The sequence below is a fragment of the Streptomyces sp. NPDC026062 genome, assembly GCF_055568375.1.
In genome coordinates this window covers 28,344-47,623 of record NZ_JBVHOQ010000018.1, presented here as the reverse complement: position 1 = coordinate 47,623, position 19,280 = coordinate 28,344, and the positions used below count along the sequence as shown (strand labels likewise).

Genomic DNA, 19,280 nt, shown 5'->3' with positions numbered 1-19,280 from the left:
CCAGCCACCGCACCGAGGCCGCCCTCTACGCCCGTCACCTCGGCCTCGCCTCTTGAACCGGCCGGAAGAAGGCCGTCGGCTCCCGCGGTCAGCCCTCCTCGGTGAGGAACCCGCGTACCAGCTCGGCCGCCTCCTCCCGGCGCTCATCGAAGTAGGCGTGCCGGGCGCCCTCGAAGAGGCGGGTACGGGCTCCGGGGATACGGGCGGCGAGCAGTTCGAGGTTGTCCGGCGGGGTCAGCCGGTCGTGGTCTCCGTGGAGGACCAGGGTGGGTGCGGTGATGCGCGGCAGTTCGCTCCAGGCATCGTGCTCGTTGCTGGCCACGAGATGGCCGCGGCGCGCGTGGGCGGGCATCCGGGGGTCGCCGAGGGTGCGGTAGGGGCCAGGGTGTGCGGCCCGCCACCGGGGCGAGTACATCAGGTCGGCAAGCACCTCGCGTACCGCCTCCGGGTCCGGCTGGGCGAGCAGCTTGCGCACCGCGGTGTCACGTTCCACGGCGTGCGGGCCGCCCGGGGAGGTACAGCCCAGCACCAGCCGGCGGACCCGCTGCGGATGGCGGATCGCCAGCCACTGCGCGACGCGTCCGCCCATCGAGGTGCCGTACACGTCGGCGCGCGCGATACCGAGCGCGTCCAGGACCGTGACGACGTCATCGGCGAACTGCGCGGTGGAGTAGCGCCCCTTGGGCTTGTCGCTGTCGCCCGTGCCGCGCTGGTCCAGGGTGAGGGTGGAGCGCACGGTGTGGAAGTCCTCCCGCACGTCGTCCCACCAGTGGTGGTCGTTCGCCTGCCCGGCGAGCAGAACCAGCGGCGGCCCCTGCCCCCTGAGCTGCCAGGCCAGCGCGGTGCCGTCGGGGGCGCGGGCGAAGTCCGTTGCCGGCAGGTCGTGTTCGGTCATCGACCGGAACCGCCTCCATACTCGAAGGGAAACGTCTCTCAGTTGGCACTCGGGTCGGCGACCGGCCTGCGGGACCGGGCCAGCTCGATCTCCGGGACATGCTCCTCGGCCCAGCTCCGCACCGCGCGCAGCGGCACGAGCAGGGAGTGGCCCAGCGGTGTCAGGGCGTACTCGACACGGGGCGGATTCTCCTCGTACTCCTGGCGGCTGATCAGACCGTCCGCCTCAAGGGAGCGCAGGGTCTCGGTCAGAGCCTTCGATGTGATGCCCCGGATGTGCCCCTTGAGCTCGGTGAAGCGGCGTGGCCCGCTGTCCAGGGCGTTGACGACGAACACGGTCCAGCGCGCGCCGATCCGGTGCAGCACCGTGCGACTGGGGCACGTCGCCGCCATCACGTTGTATGCCCTGCCCATGGCTGCCTCCGGTTTCGTTGAAGATACCGGTATCAAATCTATACCGTTGGATCCGATCCTACGAGAGGGAGTGCGAGCCATGGAGCGAATCCTGGTCATCGGCGGTACCCGGGCGCTCGGCGCGGCAATCGCGCGGCGTGCGGTCAAGGACGGTTACGAGGTGATGATCGGCACCCGCGACCTGGCAGCGGCCGAGGGGCCGGCCCGGGAGATCGGGGCCACGGCGGTGCGGTGCGATCTCCAGGACGAGTCGACGCTCGCGGCCGCGGCGGAGCAGCTGAAGGACGGCATCGACCACATCGTGACGACAGGCTCGGCGCCGCACGACGTGCGCGCGGCCGAGCTGGACCACGACAAGCTGGTGGCCGCGTTCACGGCGAAGGTGATCGGCCCGATGCTGGTGGCCAAGCACTTCGCGCCGGTACTGCGCCCGAGCGGATCGATGGTGCTGTTCTCCGGTGTGGTCGGGTGGCGCCCCGGGCCGGGATCCCTCGTCAAGGGGGTCACCAACGGTGCGGTCGAGTACGCCGCGCGCCATCTGGCGGCGGATCTGGCCCCGGTGCGCGTCAACGCCGTCTCCCCCGGTGTCGTGGACTCGGGCCTCTGGGACCGCCTGGGTGACAAGAAGGGCGCCCTGCTGAGCAAGAGCGCCGCGGGGACCCTGGTCGGCCGGCACGGCGAGAGCGACGACATCGTCGACGCGGTGATGTGGCTCCTGCGCGCCGGATTCGTCTCCGGCGAGACGATCCACGTCGAGGGCGGCGCCCGCCACAAACTCGCCTGACACCGCAGCCGCCGCGTGCGCCCGGGCGCACGCGGCAGGGGGGTCGGCCGGGGCACCCGGTGCCCCGTACCCGTACCCCGTACCCCCTTGGCCCACCCCCCTTTGCCCCACCCCTCTTTGTCCCGCACCGGATTTCCCCCGGCGCGGTGAGGCCCCGGCGGGCCGTCCCGCCCGTACCCCGCCCACTCTTCCGGCGGGGCCCCGAGACCCAGGAGACAGACCATGTCCGAGTCCGAGCACATTCTGATCGTCGGCCCAGGCCGCGACTTCCCTGCCCGCCTCCGCCGGGTCAGGCCCGGAACCCGCACCACCGTCCTGTGCGACATCACCTACATCGGCCGGGTGCGCGAGCCGGCCGAGAACGTCCGGGTCATCTGCCTGCGCAGAAACGCACCCGAGCAGGAATGGATCGACCTCGCCACGGCCGTGCACACACGTGATCCGTTCACGCGCGTCGGCTCGTTCGGCGAGTCGGACCAGATCCCCTACGCGGCGGTCGCCCAGGCCCTGGGACTGCCGGCGCACAGCCCGCAGACCGTGCACCTGGCCCATGACAAGGCCGCGATGCGCGCCTGGCTGCGCGGGAAGGGGATCGACTCCACGGCGTCGCGGCGCGTCGAGAGCCTCGACGAACTGCGCGCCTTCACCCAGCGCCACGGCCTGCCCTGCATCGTGAAACCGGTGTCGAGCGCGGGCAGCGCGGGAGTCGGCAAGGTCAGCGCCGAAGGCGATCTGGAACACGCCTTCGCACGGGCCGTCAGCCAGAGCGACGCTTCCCAGGCCCACGCGGGCGTGCTGGTCGAGGAGTTCCTCGAAGGACCGCAGTACAGCGTCGAGGCGTTCTCCGAGCACGGCGAGCACGTACTGGTGGGCATCACCGCCAAGTGCTCCGACCCGGACGGCTTCGTCGAGCTCGGCCACGTCTCCCCCGCCGGCCTCCAGGAGGAACAGCGCCTGGACATCGAGACGTACCTCAAGCGGATACTCGACGCCCTCGGCGTGCAGAACGGTCCCACCCACACCGAGGTCGTCCTCACCGCCAAGGGCCCGCGGCTGATCGAGACGCACGTCCGCGTCGGCGGCGACAGCATCCCGGACCTGACCCTGGACGCCACCGGCGTCGACATGGACGACTGCACGGCCCGACAGGCACTCGGCGAACAAGTGCTGCCCGGCATCCGGGACACCCTCGCCGACACCCGGTCGCCGAGCCGGGCCTCGGCGATCTGGTTCGCCTCCCTCGACACCTCCGGCACTCTCGTCTCGGTCACCGGCACCGACAGGGCGGCGGCCGTGCCCGGCGTCAGCAAGGTTTCGGTCCTCGTCCAGCCCGGCACCGAGATCGGCGCGCTCACCGACTCCGACGCACGCGTCGCCTCCGTCCGCGCGCTCGCGGACACCCCCGAAGCCGCACTGGCCGCCGCCCGGGAAGCGGTGTCGCAGCTGGAGTTCCAGCTCGGTGCCCGCCCGCGGGACAGCCGGACGATCTGAGACCCGCACCCGGCCAAACCCCCCACGAAGAGGGATTGGAATGCTGTTATGACTACTGGCCCCAAGCTCACCGAGGTGCCCGGCGGGACCTCGTCGCGCTCAGGATTCTGGTACTTCTGGGCCGCCTCGGGCACCAGCAGCCTGGGGTCCGGTATCACCGCCGTCGCCCTGCCGCTGACCGCCCTCGTCATCCTCCACGCCTCGGCCTTCGAAGTCGGCCTCATCACCGCGGCCAGCTACGCGGGCGCGGTCCTCCTCGGACTGCCGGCCGGCGTGATCGTGCAACGCTTCCCCATGCGGGGCCTTCAGGTCGTCATGGACCTGGTCCGCGCGGTCCTGATCGCCTCGGTGCCCATCGCGGCGTGGCTGGACATCCTGACCATCGCGCAACTCGTCCTGGTCGGCCTCTTCATCAGCCTGGCCAACATCCTCTTCGACGTCGCCAACACCGCGTATCTCCCCTCCATCGTCAGCAAGGAGGAGCTGACAGCCCGCAACAGCCTCATCTCCGGCACCCTCGCCACCACCCAGCTGGCCGGTCCCTCACTGGGCGGCCTCCTCGTCCAGCTCCTCGGCGCGGCCACCAGCCTGCTCACCGACGCGGTCAGCTACCTGCTGTCCGCGGTCCTCCTGGGGCGCATCCGCACGGAGAGCCCCCGCCCCCCGGCACGCCACCACGAACCCTTCGTCCGGCAGATCAGGGAGGGCGTACGGTTCGTCCTCCAGCACCCGGTGATACGCCCCTCCGTCCTGGCCTCCACCGCCTTCAACCTCGCCTCCGGCGTCGTCCTGGCAGTCGCCCCCGTCTTCCTCGTCCGCACCGCCGACCTCCCGGCCGGCACCGTCGGACTCGTCCTCGCCTGCGACGGTGTGGGAGCTCTGGCCGGAGCCGCGGTCACCACCCGGCTCGCCGCCCGGCTCGGCACCGCACGTGCCATCGTGGCCGCCACCGTCACGGGAGCCGCCGCCACCCTGTTGCTGCCCCTCGCCCGCTCCAGCTGGACAGTCGTCTGCTTCGGTCTCGGCCTGGCCGGCTTCGCGGCCGGCATCACGATCCTCAGCATCCTCACCCGCACCCACCGCCAGACCGTCACCCCAGCCGAACTGCTCCCCCGCGTCGTCGCCTCGGTCCGCTTCTTCACCTGGGGAGCCATCCCCATCGGCGCACTCCTCGGCGGCACCTTCGCGGACACCCTGAGCCCACGCGGCGCCCTCTACGCCGGCTGCGCCCTCGTCGTCTTCGCCCCCCTCGCCCTCTACTGCAGCAAGGTCCGCACGATCAGGAACCTCGAAGACTGACCGAGACGTTGCTCGTGGTGACGCGACCGGCGGGCCTGCCCCTCCGAGCCACTGGCATCTCAACTGTCCCGTGGGGGACTTGCCGGCCCGCCAGGCAGCCACCGCGCACGCCCGGACGGGCGTCGGTGAATTCGTGGGCACTTGGGCCCAGAAGCCCCGCCACCGCTCTCCGCCCGCCGCAGCACGGGCAGGGCCCGCACCCGGAATCGGCCGATCAGGAGGAGCGATCCGGCCAACACCTCTTTCTCCGCGCTTCATTGGGGACAGACACCTGCGACATCCCCGTGTCCGGAAGGCAGTCGGGACGCATCGTGTGAACCGCCGCTTGCCCGGCAGGGCTGAGTCCCGACATCCGCTGAGCCCGACATCCGCTGAGCCCGACATCCACGCGGCCGTGGGGCGGGTGGAGGCGGCGTTGGCGGCTCAGCCCAGGTAGGGGTAGGTGCCGGCGAGGTAGTCGCCGATCTGCTGCCGCATGCTCGGGTGGATGTCGTACTGGTCCAGGTCGCTCGACCGGACGTAGCGAACGCCGTCGGCCTCGTCGTTGATCGTGGGCTCGCCGCCCACGGGTCGGCCGATGTAGGTGTTCTCGTACTGCTGGCGGATCTCGCCGTCGGTGTAGGCCACGATGTGGTTCGGGTTCGTGTAGGGCCGTGCAGTGGCCCGGACAGCTTCGAAACCCTGAGCGTAGTTGTCGAACCAGCCCGCCCTGCCTGCTCTGCGAAGATGGAGGGGGAGCACCTGCCTCACTGGCGGGGGTCGAACAGCACCCGCTCCAACTGACGCCACTCAGGCTCGGGCGCCGCAGCAGGCCGAACGACGGTGAGAAGCCGCCCGTCGAGACACACGTCAAACCGCCCTTCCGACCGTGCCATCCTTTCCCGAATCGCCACCTGCCGGGGCGGCCTCTCAGCAAGTACTCCGACCATGACCTCGTGCTTCGCAGGTCCCAAGGCGTCGGCCGGTACCCAACGGCCACGCACGGCGATCCCGGCGAGGGTGGCCTCTTGGTCCGGTTCAGGAGCGGATGCGTAGAGCCTGCTCACCACATCCTCTGCGACTTCCTGGGGAGGCCGCGTGGGTTCCGCCGCCATTGACACAAGTGATTCGAGGTCCGTGATCGCCTCGCCTGCGGCGCCGCTGGAAACCGTTCCCCCCGCCGGGGACGGCTGACTCGACGGGAGAACGTCAGGGCCGGACGCTGCGTCCGCCCCCGATTCGCCCCAGTGGAAGGCCTGCTCCTGGCCGTCCCCGTCCTCCGTCTCTACCCAGTCGGTCATCAGCGTGTCGCCCGATTCGCTGCCTTCGGGGATAAAAATGTCCACAGCCACCCCGGCCGGACCGACGTAGACCCAGCTCATGAAGTAGGAGTGGTCGCCATGAGCAGCAGACCAGGCCGTGAGCTGAGCGAGTCGCCGTCGCTGTACGGAGAGAAGGCGCTTGGGCAGCAGATCCTTCTGTTTGCGATACCGCCCACGAGCCTCTCCCGCGATTGGGCCCGCTGGCACATGGAACAGCAGATCAGGGCGTACACCACTGCCCCGATACGACTTCGACAGAGGTCTCGGCAGAGCATCGAAGCTGTGCAGTGCGTGGGTTCCGTCCGTCCACGAGAAAAGAGCTTCACTCGCCGCGGTCAGCAGCCCGAGCCCTGCGCACTCGCTGACGAAGCTCCGTATGTGCCGAGAACTCGCCATAAGGGAGGGATGATCGAGTTGCAGGGGACTCCCTCCTGGAGCGTCGACGTAACTGAGCAGAAGGCGGGCCTCCAGCTCCTTGGTCCGAAGGTCGACGACGCCTTGCAGGTCACAGGCCAGCGCGTTGATGTGGACCAGCCGAGCCAATCCGACCGGCAGTTGCCCGCGACCGATGATCCAAGCCGCACCCTGACCACTCGACCGCGGCTCGAACCGCCAGACCCGAGCTTCAACCGTGTTCACGCCGACTCCCCCGCACCCATCACTCCATGCCCCCGATCGCCTGACCGCACGTACTCAAGAGCCACGATAGCGACGGCCACCGACCGTCACGTGGTCTGGAGGAAGACCGCTGCTCACCCTTGATCGGTGAGCGAACGCGCAGGTGGGTGTGGACGGCGCTGAGCAAGAACGGTCGGCACAACGACGCGACCCGCGTCATGCGGGCCGCGACCCGCGACTTCGGAGGCCTCACCCAACCCGACGACCGGTCCGGCCACATCCTGCTCTCCGACGCGGCGTCCCGGGATGATGGACTCCACGTAAATCGCCCCCGGCGACGGTGATCAGGGAGAGACGCGTGAGCGACAACCAGCAGGCCATCACCGAGGAGCAGTGGCGCCAGGCCGCGCTGATCTGGAACTACCACCAGATGCACCACCAACTGGGCCCTGTCGACGTGGCTATCGGGCTGGGCAGTCATGACCTCGGCGTCGCCACCCACTCCGCCGAGCTGTACCGCGCCGGGCTGTTTCCGACCCTCGTCTTCACCGGCGGCAACAGCCCCACCACCGCCAAGGTCTTCCCGCGCGGCGAGGCCGTCCACTTCCGCGAGCACGCCATCGGCCTCGGCATTCCCTCCGAGGCCATCCTGTTGGAACCGAACGCCGCCAACACCGGGCAGAACATCACTCTCTCGCGAGAGGTCCTCACCGCGGCCGGAATCACCCCGACCACCGTGCTGCTGGTCTCCAAGCCCTATATGGAGAGGCGGTCGTTCGCGACAGCCCGCAAGCTGTGGCCCGACGTCGAGATCCTCTGCACGTCGGAGCCGCTGGGAATGGACCACTACGTGAAGTCCATCGGTGACGAGAACCTCGTCGTGGACATGCTCGTCGGCGACCTCCAGCGCGTCATCGAGTATCCGAAGCGCGGATTCGCCATCGAGCAGGAGGTCCCGGAGAACGTGCACGGAGCGTACGAATCCCTCGTCCACGACGGCTTCACCAGCCGTCTCATCGCTTCCTGACCTGCCGGAGCCGGGCGGACCGCGCGCGATTCATCAGCCCAATCCGTTCCCGAGACCGACCACACCGGCCGAGCTGTTCGCGAACGCTCGGTCCGCTGTCGGCGTCGGCGGTGCCCGGCCCGCAGATTCCGGCCGTCCGTCCACAGAGGCCCGTCTTGGATCACGGCGGCCGGCACACCACCCCCGAAACAGCAGAAACCCCAGGTCACGGGCTGTACGACCTGGGGTTCTCGCCGAGCCCCCTATCGGATTCGAACCGATGACCTACGCATTACAAGTGCGTTGCTCTGGCCAGCTGAGCTAAGGAGGCAGCGCGCACGCCGAAACCACGCGCGCGAGCCCTCACTCTACACAGCGCCCCACGCGCCGATCCACGATGTTTCCGACCCCTGCCGCAACCCGCCGGGGCGCCGCCGCTCCCGGCCGCCCGGCGCCCCACGCGGCCGCCCGGCGCCCGTATCCGGGCGGGGCTCGACGCCGGCTTCTGGTGCCCGGCCGTTCCACCCCGGGCGGCGCCGACCAGGAGATATTTCTCCCCAGAGAACTACTGACAGATCCGAAATCGCCAGGTAGCGTCGCTGGTGGTTCACCCAGGTGGACCAGACCACTCCCTTTACAACGGATCGTCCGGCACGTTCCTGCCGGTTGAGGAGAAGATTCAGCATGGCCAGTGTCACGTTCGACAAGGCGTCCCGCGTCTACCCCGGCTCCACGAAGCCGGCCGTCGACCAGCTCGAGATCGACATCGCGGACGGTGAGTTCCTCGTCCTCGTCGGTCCCTCCGGTTGTGGCAAGTCGACCTCCCTGCGCATGCTCGCGGGTCTTGAGGACGTCAACGGCGGCGCCATCCGCATCGGTGACCGCGACGTCACGCACCTGCCCCCGAAGGACCGGGACATCGCCATGGTGTTCCAGAACTACGCGCTCTACCCGCACATGTCCGTCGCGGACAACATGGGCTTCGCGCTGAAGATCGCCGGTATCAACAAGACCGAGATCCGCGCGAAGGTCGAAGAGGCCGCCAAGATGCTGGACCTCACCGACTACCTGGACCGCAAGCCGAAGGCGCTCTCCGGTGGTCAGCGTCAGCGTGTGGCGATGGGCCGCGCGATCGTGCGTGAGCCGCAGGTCTTCCTCATGGACGAGCCGCTGTCGAACCTCGACGCCAAGCTCCGTGTCTCCACCCGTACGCAGATCGCCTCGCTCCAGCGCCGTCTGGGCATCACGACCGTGTACGTCACGCACGACCAGGTCGAGGCCCTCACCATGGGTGACCGCGTCGCGGTCCTCAAGGACGGTCTGCTCCAGCAGGTCGACTCGCCGCGCAACATGTACGACAAGCCGGCGAACCTCTTCGTGGCCGGCTTCATCGGCTCCCCCGCCATGAACCTGGTCGAGGTCCCGATCACCGACGGTGGCGTGAAGTTCGGCAACAGCGTCGTCCCGGTCTCCCGCGAGGCGCTCACCGCCGCCGCCAACCGCGGTGACCGCACGGTCACGGTCGGCATCCGTCCCGAGCACTTCGACATCGTCGAGCACGGCGGCGCCGCCGCGAAGTCCCTCACCAAGGACTCCGCCGACGCCCCGGCCGGCCTGGCCGTCTCGGTCAACGTCGTCGAGGAGCTCGGCGCCGACGGCTTCGTTTACGGCGCTGCCGAGGTCGGCGGCGAGCACAAGGACCTGGTCGTCCGCGTCGGCGGCCGCGCCGTCCCGGAGAAGGGCACCAAGCTGCACGTCGTGCCGCGCCCGGACGAGCTGCACGTCTTCGCGACGTCGACGGGCGAGCGCCTCACCGCCTGATCCGCACCCGCTCCACGGTGGCCCCGCACGTTGTCCGTGCGGGGCCACCGCGCGTTCGGGGGTTTGGACCGGACAGGCCGAATTCCCCGGCACAACGGTCATTTCACTCCGGGCCGTCAACACGGGATTCGAAAAGCGCAGTCGAACCATCCCTCACAGGGGTGACGTAGTGCTGTCCAGTCATCACCGCCCGCTACGCTCGCTGCGTGACCCATACCGCGCGCCGTATCGGCCGATCTCTCGCTTTCGTCCTGCCTGTCGTCATGGTGCTGTCCGGGACCCTCGCGGTCACCGCCGTGCCGTGGGCAGCCGACAACTCCGATTCGACGATGCTCACCGCGTCGGCCCGGACCGTCTCCAAGCGCGCCGAGCCGCGCACGCCGCAGGACATCCTGCGCGACAAGCTTCTGCTGGAGCTCCAGGAGAAGGACCCGGGCGTCGCGTTGACGGATCTCCAGCGTGCTGTGGAGGGGCGTCCGTCGCTCGCCCGGCACTGCATGTCGATCGCCAAGGCGCTGGGCAAGGCCGCCGTCGCGCAGTACGGCCCGACGCGCGCGCACCGCTTCTCGCGTCCGGTCTGTGACACGTCGTTCGCCTCGGGTGTCGCACAGTTCAGCTGACCGCTCCCGACCGGGCACCGCATATCGTGCCTGGCATGCATACGTTTCCGACGCAGGCCGTGATCCTGGCGGGTGGCCAGGGGTCACGGCTGCGCCCGTACACCGATGACCGCCCCAAGCCGATGGTCGAGATCCCGGGCACCGGGACGCCGATCATCGGCCATCAGCTTGCCTGGCTGGCCGCCGAGGGCGTGACCGACGCCGTGGTGTCGTGCGGGCATCTCGCCGAGGTGCTTCAGGAATGGCTGGCCGAGGCGGTCCTGCCGCTGCGTGTGACGACGGTGGTGGAGTCAGAGCCGCTGGGCCGCGGTGGCGGACTGAAGTACGCGGCGGCCCGGCTGCCCGATCCGGAGCAGCCCTGGTACGCGACCAACGGCGACATCTGGACCCGCTTCTCGTTGCGTGAGATGGCCGCGTTCCATGCGGAGCGTGATGCGACCGCGACGCTGGCGCTGGCACGTCCGCGCATTCCGTGGGGTGCGGTGGAGACGGACGCGTTCGGGCACATCACGGACTTCATCGAGTCCCCGCCCTCGCCGTATCTGATCAACGCGGGGGTGTACGTGTTCTCCCCGGCGTTCACGGGGCTGCTGCCGGACCGCGGCGACCATGAGCGGACCACGTTCCCGAGGCTGGCGCGCACACGCAGCCTGGCCGGGTATCCGCTGCCGCACGGGGCGTACTGGCGGGCCATCGACACCGCGAAGGACCTGACGGAGGCGGCGAAGGAGCTGGACGGGCAGTAGGTTCCCGTCGGCTGTCCGTACGCGTCACCGCCGCAGCACGCGCCAGGGGCCACGTACCAGGGGCGGGCACCAGGGGCGGGCACGAGGGCCACGCACCAGGGGCGGGCACCGGAATCGATTCCGGTGCCCGCCCCTGGTGCGTGGTGCGGTGCTGTCAGCCGAGGAGGCCGCCGATGGGGTTGCGGCCACCGCCGCCACCGTCGGAGGTGTCGGTGCCGCCCGTGGCCCCGGCGCTGGGGTCGGTGCCTCCGGTGGTGGCGCCGCCGCTGGGACCGGCGGAGCTGGGGCCGGAGGAGGTGGCGGGGGGCTGTTGGGGGGTGGTCTGCCGCGGAGCGGTCTGGCCGGTGCCCTGGGTCTCGCTGGGCTGACCGGCGCCGGCCGCCTGACCGGACTCGCGGACGCTGTCCGCCGCGGGGGTGGATGCCTGGGCGGACGGGATGCTGGGTGCGGTGGTGCGGGAGGGGGTGGGGCTCTGTCCCGCAGGGGTGTGGGAGGCCTTGCCGCTCCGGGACTTCTCGGGGAGCGGGGAGCCGGGGAGCTGGTTGGTGGGGACGCCGTTCGGGCCGGGAACGGTGACAACACCGGAGGAGCGGACGGCGCCGCCGAGCATGGAGCCGATGAGGAGAGTGAGGCCGACGACGACGGTGGCGACGACGGCACCTCGGCGCAGGACACGGCGGCGGAGGTCCCAGATCTCCGAGCGGGGACCGAGCTTGCGCCAGGCTTCGCCCGCGAGGCGTCCGTCGACGGAGTAGACGGGGGCGCCCGCGATGACGAGCGGGCTCCAGGCGGCGAGGTAGATGATGTCGGGCGCGTCGTACGCGGCGACCGTGCGCCAGCTGACGGTCACCAGGAGGGCGGCGGACAGCAGGGCGCCGATGGAGGCGGCGACGCGCTGCCAGAGGCCGAGGACGGTGAGGACGCCGACGACGACCTGGAGGAAGGCGATCGAAAGACCGGCGCCGACGGGGTGGGAGAGCGCGAATTCGCGGAGCGGTTCGGCGAGTGCCCAGGGGTGGAGCGAGTTCAGCCACTTGACCATGGAGCCCCGGTCGCCGCCGTCGAAGTAGACGGGGTCGCAGAGTTTGCCCATGCCGGCGTAGATGGAGATGAAGCCGAGGAAGACCCGCATGGGGAGCAGGACCACGCCGAGGTTCATCCGCCGGCCGGGGTAGTACGCGTGCCGGACGTTGTCGGCGCCGGTGCGCGGGTCGCGGGTGTCGGTGACGTCGGCGTCGGCGTCGTCGAATCCGTCCCGGTGGTATCCGTCCTGGTGGTATCCGTCCCGGCCGGGTCCGTCGGTGTCGTACGGGCCGGGCTCGACGGTGTCGTAGGCGCCGACAGCCTGGCGCATGGGGGGCAGCAGCGGGCCGCCCGGGTGGCGGCGGGGCTGGTGCGGTGCGGAGATGACGGGGTTGGGCTGGGTCTCGTCGAGGCGCGGGATGACCTGCGTGCCGGAGCCGCCGCGTCCGCCGTCGAAATCGTAGGCGGGGTACGGCTCGTAGGGGTCGTAGCCGCTGTCGGGCAGACCCGCGGTGGAGTTCCGTACGGCCTGGAGGAGTCCGCTGGCGCCTGGGTCGCCGGGAGCGGATTTGCCGCTCCACACGACGGGGGCGCGCCGGCCGCGGCCGGCTCCGGTTCCGCTCATGGCGGGGATCCTGGGCGCTCCGGCCGGGGCCACGCCGCGGAGCCGTGCGCGCTGGCCGGGGGCGAGCTGCACCCGGAAGCTGGCGTGGTTGACGATGACCTGCGCAGGGTCGCAGTCCACCTTGGTCATGCTCAGGGCGGGTAGTTCGTCGAACCGAGGCGTTCTGGTGTCCACACTCATCTAACCGAGTGATGTGTGGTTAGGACACTGCCTTGACGGTGTCGAAGTGTCCGAGGCCAGTCAACAGGTGGTGGCGGGGTGCGCCGGGGCGTGCGCGCACCCGGACACGCCCCCGGCGCACCCCCGCGGGGCCTGTCGGCCGCCGGTACCGCGGGTGGGTCCGGACCCGGTCGGCCGCCGCCCGTGCGGGTGGTTCCGCGGGACGGACCGCGCGGCCCGTCCCGGCGGCGGGTCAGGCGCGGCGGCGCGCGACCTCGTACATCACGATGCCGGCGGCGACACCGGCGTTGAGGGACTCGGCGCCGCCCGGCATGGAGATGCGGACGCGGTAGTCGCAGGTCTCGCCGACGAGGCGGCCGAGGCCCTTGCCCTCGCTGCCGATGACGATGACGACGGGGCCGCCGAGCGCTTCGAGGTCCTCGACGGTGTGCTCGCCGTCGGCGGCGAGGCCGACGATCGCGATGCCTTCCTTCTTGTACGCCTCCAGCGCGCGGGTCAGGTTGGTGACCCTGGAGACCGGGGTGCGGGCGGCGGTGCCGGCGGAGGACTTCCAGGCTCCGGCGGTCATGCCGGCGGCACGGCGCTCGGGCACGACCACGCCGTGGCCGCCGAAGGCGGAGACGGAGCGGACGATGGCGCCCAGGTTGCGCGGGTCGGTGACGCCGTCGAGGGCGACGATGAGCGGGTCCTCGCCGTTGTCGTAGGCGGCAGCGGTGAGGTCCTGCGGGTCCGCGTACTCGTACGGGGGCACCTGGAGCACGAGCCCCTGGTGGTTGAGGCCGTTCGTCATCCGGTCGAGCTCGGGGCGCGGGGCTTCCATCAGGTTGATGTTGCCGCGCTCGCCGGCGAGCTGGAGGGCCTCGCGGACGCGCTCGTCGTTGTCGATGTACTGCTGGACGTACAGCGTGGTGGCGGGCACGCCGTCGCGCAGGGCCTCGAAGACCGGGTTGCGGCCGACGACCATCTCGGAGGTGCCCTTGACGCCGCCGCGCCGGGGGGCGGGGCGGCGGTTGGCGGCCTGCTTGGCCCTGGCGGTGGCGATGCGGTTCTTCTTGTGCTTCTTGCGGTCCTCGGCGGGCGGCGTCGGTCCCTTGCCTTCGAGGCCACGGCGTCGCTGGCCACCGCTGCCGACCGTGGCGCCCTTCTTGTTGGACGTGCGGCGGTTCCTGCGCTGGCTGTTCCCGGCCATGACCTACCTGTTTCGTTGCTTCAGTCGTGCGTACGTATAAGTGAAGTGTGCCGCCCGGCGGGCCAGGCGGCACTCGGGAGGACTACTGGCGCGGGCCGAGTGTCCACCGCGGTCCGGCCGGGCTGTCCTCGATGACGAGGCCGGACTGGTTGAGCTGGTCGCGGATGGCGTCGGCCGAGGCCCAGTCCTTGCGCTCGCGTGCGGACTGACGCTGGTCGAGGACGAGGCGTACGAGGGTGTCGACGACGCCGTGGAGGTCGTCGCCGCGGTCGCTCTCACCGGCCCAGTGGTCGTCGAGCGGGTCGAGGCCGAGGACGCCGAGCATGGCGCGGACCTCGGCGAGGCGCGCGACGGCGGCTTCCTTGTCGTCGGCGGCGAGGGCGGAGTTCCCCTGGCGGACGGTGGTGTGGACGATGGCGAGGGCCTGGGGGACGCCCATGTCGTCGTCCATGGCCTCGGCGAAGGCGGGCGGCACCTCGGCGGCGGGGGCGACGGTCTCGCCGGCCTTCTCGGTGACGCGCTGGACGAAGCCCTCGATGCGGGCGAACGCGGATTCGGCCTCGCGCAGGGCCTCCTCGCTGTACTCGATCATCGACCGGTAGTGCGGGGTGCCGAGGTAGTAGCGCAGCACGATGGGTCGCCAGGTCTTGACCATGTCGCTGACGAGGACGGAGTTGTCGAGCGACTTCGACATCTTCTCGCCGGACATGGTGACCCAGGCGTTGTGGACCCAGTACTTCGCGAACGCGTCGCCGAAGGCCTTGGCCTGGGCGATCTCGTTCTCGTGGTGCGGGAAGATCAGGTCGATGCCGCCGCCGTGGATGTCGAAGGCGGCGCCGAGGTACTTGTGCGCCATGGCGGAGCATTCGAGGTGCCAGCCGGGACGGCCGCGTCCCCAGGGGGTCTCCCAGCTGGGCTCGCCGGGCTTGGACGCCTTCCACATGGCGAAGTCGCGCTTGTCGCGCTTGCCGGTCTCGTTGTCGCCGGAGGGCTGGCGCAGGTCGTCCAGGTCCTGGTTGGAGAGCTCCAGATAGCCGGGGAACGAGCGCACGTCGAAGTAGACGTTGCCGTCGGCGGCATAGGCGTGCCCGCGCTCGATGAGACCGCGCATCATCTCGATCATCTCGGGGACGTGGCCGGTCGCGCGGGGCTCGTACGTGGGCGGCAGGCAGCCGAGGGCGGCGTAGCCGTCGTTGAACGCGCGCTCGTTCTCGTAACCGATGGCCCACCAGGGGCGTCCCTGCTCGGCCGACTTCTTGATGATCTTGTCGTCGATGTCGGTGACGTTCCGGACGAAGGTCACGTCGTAGCCGCGGTGGGCGAACCAGCGGCGCATGATGTCGAAGTTCAGTCCGGACCTGATGTGCCCGATGTGCGGGGCGGCCTGGACGGTAGCGCCGCAGAGGTAGATCGAGACGCAGCCCGCTGTGAGCGGGACGAAGTCACGGATCTGCCGGGCGCTGGTGTCGTACAGGCGAATAGTCACGCCTCAAGGGTAGTGGGCGCGCACCAGTGCCCAGCGCCCCCTTGGGAGATTGCGTGGACAGTTGTTACGGCTCCGGGCGGGCCGGAGCCGTCACAGGTGAGGGCCGGAGCCGTGACAGGCGGGCGTCGGGGTCCGTTCAGATGCGTCCGACGACCTTGCGCGGGGTGATCCGGACGACGACGCGGGCGTCGTCGTCACCGGAGGAGGGGTTGAATTCGGCGTAGGACTTGCCGGTGTACTTCCGGGACAGCTCGTCGATGAGTTCCTGGCCGCCCTCGGTGGTGAGCGTGGCGGTGCCCCGGATCTCCGCGTAGGTGTACGGGGCGTCGAAGGGCTGGACGACGACGGAGACCCGGGGGTCGCGGGCGAGGTTCTGTTCCTTGCGGCGGCCGGTGGTGGTGGAGATGAGGACGTCGTCGCCGTCCCGCTTCACCCAGACCGGGGACACCTGGGGGCTGCCGTCGGGCTGGATGGTGGCCACGGTGACGAAGACCGGGGTGTCGAGCAGTGCCTTGAGTTCGGGGGAGAGTGCGGCGGTCATGGCGTACGTCCTCCTGAGCGGGTCGGTGATGCCTCTACGCCTACCCCAACCGCGCCCCCACCGTGCCTCTTCCCGCCCGCGACCCCCGGAAGGGTCAGCGCCAGGGCGGCGCCCGTGAGGGGGATGGCGGCGAGGGCGGCCCAGCGGACGGGCGCGGGGGCGTCGAGCAGGGCACCGGTGGCGGCGCTGCCGCCGAGGACCGCGAGGCCGGAGACCGAGGAGAGCGCTCCGGTGGCCAGACCCAGGTGCCGGTCGTCGACGAGATCCGGTACGAAGCCCCGGGCGGCGGGCACCAGGAGCATCTGGCCCAGGGTGAGGAGCACGACGAGAACGGCCGGGGGCAGCAGCCCGGCGGGGCCCGCGGGGGTCAGGGGTACGGCGGCGAACCCGGCGGCGACGGTGGCGAGCCCGGTGACGAGGGCGGTGCGCGGGGTGAGCCGGTGGGCGGACCAGCGGGTCAGGGGAAGCTGGACGCAGACGACGAGGAGGGAGGAGAGCGCGAAGAACCAGCCGAGGGCGGCCTGCGACCCGGTGGCGCGCGACACCTCGGCCGGGAGCGAGAGGTAGAGCTGGTTGTACGCGACGAGGTAGCTGCTGTACGCGAGGCAGAGCAACAGGAACGGCCGGTGGGTGAGGACCTGCCGCAGGGCAGCCCCGGTACGTACGGCCGTCCGGGTGACGGGGGCGCGGCGCGGCATGAGCCGGGCATGTCCGGCGAGGACGGCGACGAAGACGAGGACGCCGGCGAGGCAGGCGGCCCGGAAGCCGCCGTTCAGGAGAAGGAGCAGCGAGCCGAGCAGCGGCCCGAGGAAGGCACCGGCCTGTCCGGCGGCGGAGAACCGGGCGAGCAGGTGGGCGCGGGGGATGCCGGTGCGCCGCTCGTGCCGTACCGCTTCGCGGGCGGTCTCGGATTCGACGGCGGGCGAGAAGAGCGCGGCGGCGAACCCGGTGAGCAGGACGGCGCCGATGACGGCGGCGGTGGAGCCGGCGAAGGCCAGCCAGCCGAAGCCGGCGATGCGCAGGACGCAGCCGGTGAGGACGACGGGCCGGGGGCCGTAGCGGTCGGTGAGTGTGCCGCCGATGACGAAGAGGCCCTGCTGGCTGAAGGTACGCAGACCGAGGACGAGGCCGACGAGCCAGCCGGTCATCCCGAGGCCGGTTCCGAGGTGGGTGGCGAGGTAGGGCAGGACGGCGTAGAAGCCGGTGTTGAAGGCGAACTGGGTGGTGGTGAGGAGGCGGAGGTAGGGGGTGGTGGCGGCCGTCATGCGGCGGCCTGCGCAGGGCTGCCGTCCGGCAGGTGGTGGCCTGTGCGCTTCGGCCCGTCCGGCAGGTAGTGGCCGGCGCGCTTCGGCCCGTCCGGCAGGTGGCGGCCTGTGCGCTTCGGCCCGTCCGTCACCCGCTGGCCGGCGCGCTTCGGCTCGCCCGTCACGCGGTGGCCTGCGCGCGGCTCTCGTCGGTGGCCTGCGCGCGGCCGCCGTCGGCGGGCTTGCGAGGGTGCCTGCCCCGTACCGCTGCCGTGGTGAGGACCGCCAGCGCGCCGAGGGCGGCGAGGGCGGCGGCGGGGGCGAGGACGGACCAGGGGGCGCGCTCGGCGTAGGGGAGGTTCTCGGAGAGCATGCGGCCCCACTCGGGTGAGGGGGGCGCGGTGCCGAGGCCGAGGAAGCCGAGGGAGGCGAGGGCCAGGGCGATGGCGGGGACACGCAGGACGGCGTGTCGGGCGACGGGGGGCAGGACGCCGGGCAGCAGGTGGCGGCGGAGCAGATGGAGGCGTCCGGCGCCGAGCGCGCGGGCGGCGGCGAGGTGGGGGGCGGCGCGCTCCTGGGCGTACAGGGCGGCGGTGTGGGCGGCCAGGGGTGCCCAGGCGACGGCGGTCACGGCGGCCGCGGCGCTCCAGGGGCCGGGGCCCGCGATGCCGGCGACGACGAGACCGGTGAGGATCGCGGGCAGGGCGTTGGCGGTCTCGGTGAGGGCTCCGGCGCGTACGGCTCCGAGGACGAGGCCGATGAGCAGGGTGGCGGCACACACGATGACGGCGGTCAGAACGGTGCGGGCGGCTCCGTGTCCGAGGCGGGCGAGGACGTCGCGGCCGAGGGAGTCCGTGCCCAGGGGGTGGGCGGCGGAGGGACCGGCGAGGCGGGCGGCGGCGTCGATGTGGAGCGGGTCCCGCAGGAGCCCGGCGAGCGTGACGGCCGTGAAGAGCGCGGCGAGGAGCAGCGCGCCGGCGATCAGGGACCGGCGTGCGCGGGCGGCCGGCGGGACGAGTGCGGGCAGGGCGCCGTCGTCCAGCGCGGGGCCGAGCAGAACGCGGGAGACGAGACGGGCCGCGAGTCCGGCGGCCGTGCCGAGGAGCAGCAGGATCAGGACGGAGGCCTGGAGGACGGGGAGATCCTGGGCGAGGGCGGCGGACAGGGCGGTGGAGCCGAGGCCGGGGATGGCGTAGAGGGTCTCGACGGCGACGGCTCCGCCGGTGAGTCCGACGGTGGTCAGGCCCAGCTGGGGCAGCAGTCCGGGCAGGGTGCGCCGCAGGGCGTTGCGGGCGGTGCGGTGCCCGGGCATCCCGGCCGCCGTGGCGGCGCGGGCCCAGGGTTCGGCGAAGGCGGCGGGCAGCGCGTCGTCCAGGAGACGGCCGAGGAGGGCCCCGGCGGGGACGCCCATGGCCAGGGCGGGCAGCACGGTCTGCTCGGGGGTCCCCCAGCCGAGCGCGGGAAGCCAGTCGAGCCGGACGGCGACGACCGCGGCGAGAACGGCGGCGATCAGGAACTCGGGGAGGGCGGCGAGTACGGCGGCGCCGGTGCCGGCCCCGGCGGAGACGACGCGGCTCCGCGCCCCGCGCCGCAGGGTGCGGGCGGCGAGGGCGGCGGCGGTCACCAGGGCGACGGCGAAGGAGACGGCCATGAGGGTCAGGGAGACCCCGAGGGCGGATATCGCGTCCGGGGCGACCGGCTGCCCGGAGACCCAGGAGGTGCCGAGGTCGCCTCGGAGGAGTCCGGCCAGCCAGTCACCGAGTACATGGAGGGGTCCGCCGTCCAGGCCGGTCTCGGCGCGGATGGCGTCGAGGGTCTCGGCGGTGGGCGGCCGGTCGGCGTACCGGGCGCGCAGGATCGTGCGGGCGGGGTCGGTGCGCGTGAGCCGGGGCAGCAGTCCGATGACGGCGACGACGGCGAGGAGTGCGGTGAGCCCTCCGGCGAGCGCCGCGGCCGGCAACGTGCGCCGGTGGAGGAGCGGCGCCCGGTGCGTGCTCC

The 19,280-nt window shown here is 71.5% G+C and carries 16 protein-coding genes, 1 tRNA gene and 1 pseudogene; 7 read left to right on the top strand and 11 right to left on the bottom strand.

From position 1 onward, the window contains the following. Positions 1-88: 88 nt before the first annotated feature. Both ACZ4LX_RS18260 and ACZ4LX_RS18255 read right to left on the bottom strand, forming a co-directional pair. Positions 89-895, bottom strand: a complete 807-nt coding sequence (locus ACZ4LX_RS18260) for an alpha/beta fold hydrolase (RefSeq protein WP_467645504.1) — start codon at positions 893-895, stop codon at positions 89-91. Between the two features lie 38 nt (positions 896-933). Next, complete coding sequence (locus ACZ4LX_RS18255) at positions 934-1,308, bottom strand: winged helix-turn-helix transcriptional regulator (protein ID WP_467645508.1); 375 nt, start codon at positions 1,306-1,308, stop codon at positions 934-936. 79 nt (positions 1,309-1,387) lie between these two features. On the opposite strand from ACZ4LX_RS18255, the gene ACZ4LX_RS18250 reads away from it, so the two are divergent. The 3 genes from ACZ4LX_RS18250 (at position 1,388) to ACZ4LX_RS18240 (ending at position 4,882) form a co-directional block, all read left to right on the top strand. After that, a complete protein-coding gene (locus tag ACZ4LX_RS18250; RefSeq protein WP_467645514.1) occupies positions 1,388-2,092 on the top strand; it encodes an SDR family NAD(P)-dependent oxidoreductase in 705 nt (234 codons plus the stop codon). Positions 2,093-2,314: 222 nt separating this feature from the next. After that, entirely contained in the window at positions 2,315-3,583 is a 1,269-nt protein-coding gene (locus ACZ4LX_RS18245) for an ATP-grasp domain-containing protein (protein ID WP_467645518.1), read from the top strand. A 48-nt stretch (positions 3,584-3,631) separates the two neighbouring features. Next, positions 3,632-4,882: an MFS transporter gene (locus ACZ4LX_RS18240; RefSeq protein ID WP_467645523.1), complete on the top strand. Its 1,251-nt coding sequence runs from the start codon at positions 3,632-3,634 to the stop codon at positions 4,880-4,882. 423 nt (positions 4,883-5,305) lie between these two features. Here ACZ4LX_RS18240 and ACZ4LX_RS18235 read toward each other — a convergent pair. After that, positions 5,306-5,530, bottom strand: a pseudogene (locus ACZ4LX_RS18235) (NUDIX hydrolase); the annotation flags it as partial. 98 nt (positions 5,531-5,628) lie between these two features. After that, positions 5,629-6,822: a hypothetical protein gene (locus tag ACZ4LX_RS18230; protein ID WP_467645526.1), complete on the bottom strand. Its 1,194-nt coding sequence runs from the start codon at positions 6,820-6,822 to the stop codon at positions 5,629-5,631. Positions 6,823-7,159: 337 nt separating this feature from the next. On the opposite strand from ACZ4LX_RS18230, the gene ACZ4LX_RS18225 reads away from it, so the two are divergent. Further along, positions 7,160-7,828: a YdcF family protein gene (locus tag ACZ4LX_RS18225; protein WP_467645531.1), complete on the top strand. Its 669-nt coding sequence runs from the start codon at positions 7,160-7,162 to the stop codon at positions 7,826-7,828. A 236-nt stretch (positions 7,829-8,064) separates the two neighbouring features. Here the strand turns inward: ACZ4LX_RS18225 and ACZ4LX_RS18220 are convergent. Next, positions 8,065-8,138, bottom strand: a tRNA-Thr gene (locus ACZ4LX_RS18220). Between the two features lie 353 nt (positions 8,139-8,491). Between ACZ4LX_RS18220 and ACZ4LX_RS18215 the strand changes: the two genes are divergently transcribed. From ACZ4LX_RS18215 to ACZ4LX_RS18205, 3 genes are all read left to right on the top strand, one after another. Further along, entirely contained in the window at positions 8,492-9,628 is a 1,137-nt protein-coding gene (locus ACZ4LX_RS18215; RefSeq protein ID WP_467645534.1) for an ABC transporter ATP-binding protein, read from the top strand. Between the two features lie 206 nt (positions 9,629-9,834). Then, positions 9,835-10,248: a hypothetical protein gene (locus tag ACZ4LX_RS18210; RefSeq protein WP_467645538.1), complete on the top strand. Its 414-nt coding sequence runs from the start codon at positions 9,835-9,837 to the stop codon at positions 10,246-10,248. 35 nt (positions 10,249-10,283) lie between these two features. After that, positions 10,284-10,994: a nucleotidyltransferase family protein gene (locus ACZ4LX_RS18205; RefSeq protein ID WP_467645541.1), complete on the top strand. Its 711-nt coding sequence runs from the start codon at positions 10,284-10,286 to the stop codon at positions 10,992-10,994. A gap of 154 nt (positions 10,995-11,148) precedes the next feature. Here ACZ4LX_RS18205 and ACZ4LX_RS18200 read toward each other — a convergent pair whose 3' ends face one another. From ACZ4LX_RS18200 to ACZ4LX_RS18175, 6 genes are all read right to left on the bottom strand, one after another. Beyond that, positions 11,149-12,822: a DoxX family membrane protein gene (locus tag ACZ4LX_RS18200; RefSeq protein WP_467645544.1), complete on the bottom strand. Its 1,674-nt coding sequence runs from the start codon at positions 12,820-12,822 to the stop codon at positions 11,149-11,151. 232 nt (positions 12,823-13,054) lie between these two features. Then, on the bottom strand, positions 13,055-14,011 hold the full coding sequence (gene rlmB / locus ACZ4LX_RS18195) for a 23S rRNA (guanosine(2251)-2'-O)-methyltransferase RlmB (RefSeq protein WP_467645548.1): 957 nt from the start codon (positions 14,009-14,011) through the stop codon (positions 13,055-13,057). Positions 14,012-14,093: 82 nt separating this feature from the next. Then, positions 14,094-15,497 carry a cysteine--tRNA ligase gene (gene cysS / locus ACZ4LX_RS18190; RefSeq protein ID WP_467645551.1) on the bottom strand — a complete coding sequence of 468 codons (1,404 nt, stop codon included), beginning with the start codon at positions 15,495-15,497 and terminating at the stop codon, positions 14,094-14,096. Positions 15,498-15,633: 136 nt separating this feature from the next. Continuing rightward, the gene (locus tag ACZ4LX_RS18185; protein WP_467645554.1) at positions 15,634-16,038 is read right to left on the bottom strand and encodes a PPOX class F420-dependent oxidoreductase; all 405 of its coding nucleotides are present in this window, start codon (positions 16,036-16,038) and stop codon (positions 15,634-15,636) included. After that, positions 16,035-17,303 carry an MFS transporter gene (locus ACZ4LX_RS18180; RefSeq protein WP_467645556.1) on the bottom strand — a complete coding sequence of 423 codons (1,269 nt, stop codon included), beginning with the start codon at positions 17,301-17,303 and terminating at the stop codon, positions 16,035-16,037. The genes ACZ4LX_RS18185 and ACZ4LX_RS18180 overlap by 4 nt, the downstream gene beginning before the upstream one ends. Positions 17,304-17,463: 160 nt before the next feature. After that, entirely contained in the window at positions 17,464-19,242 is a 1,779-nt protein-coding gene (locus ACZ4LX_RS18175) for an ABC transporter permease subunit (RefSeq protein WP_467645677.1), read from the bottom strand. Positions 19,243-19,280 lie beyond the last annotated feature (38 nt).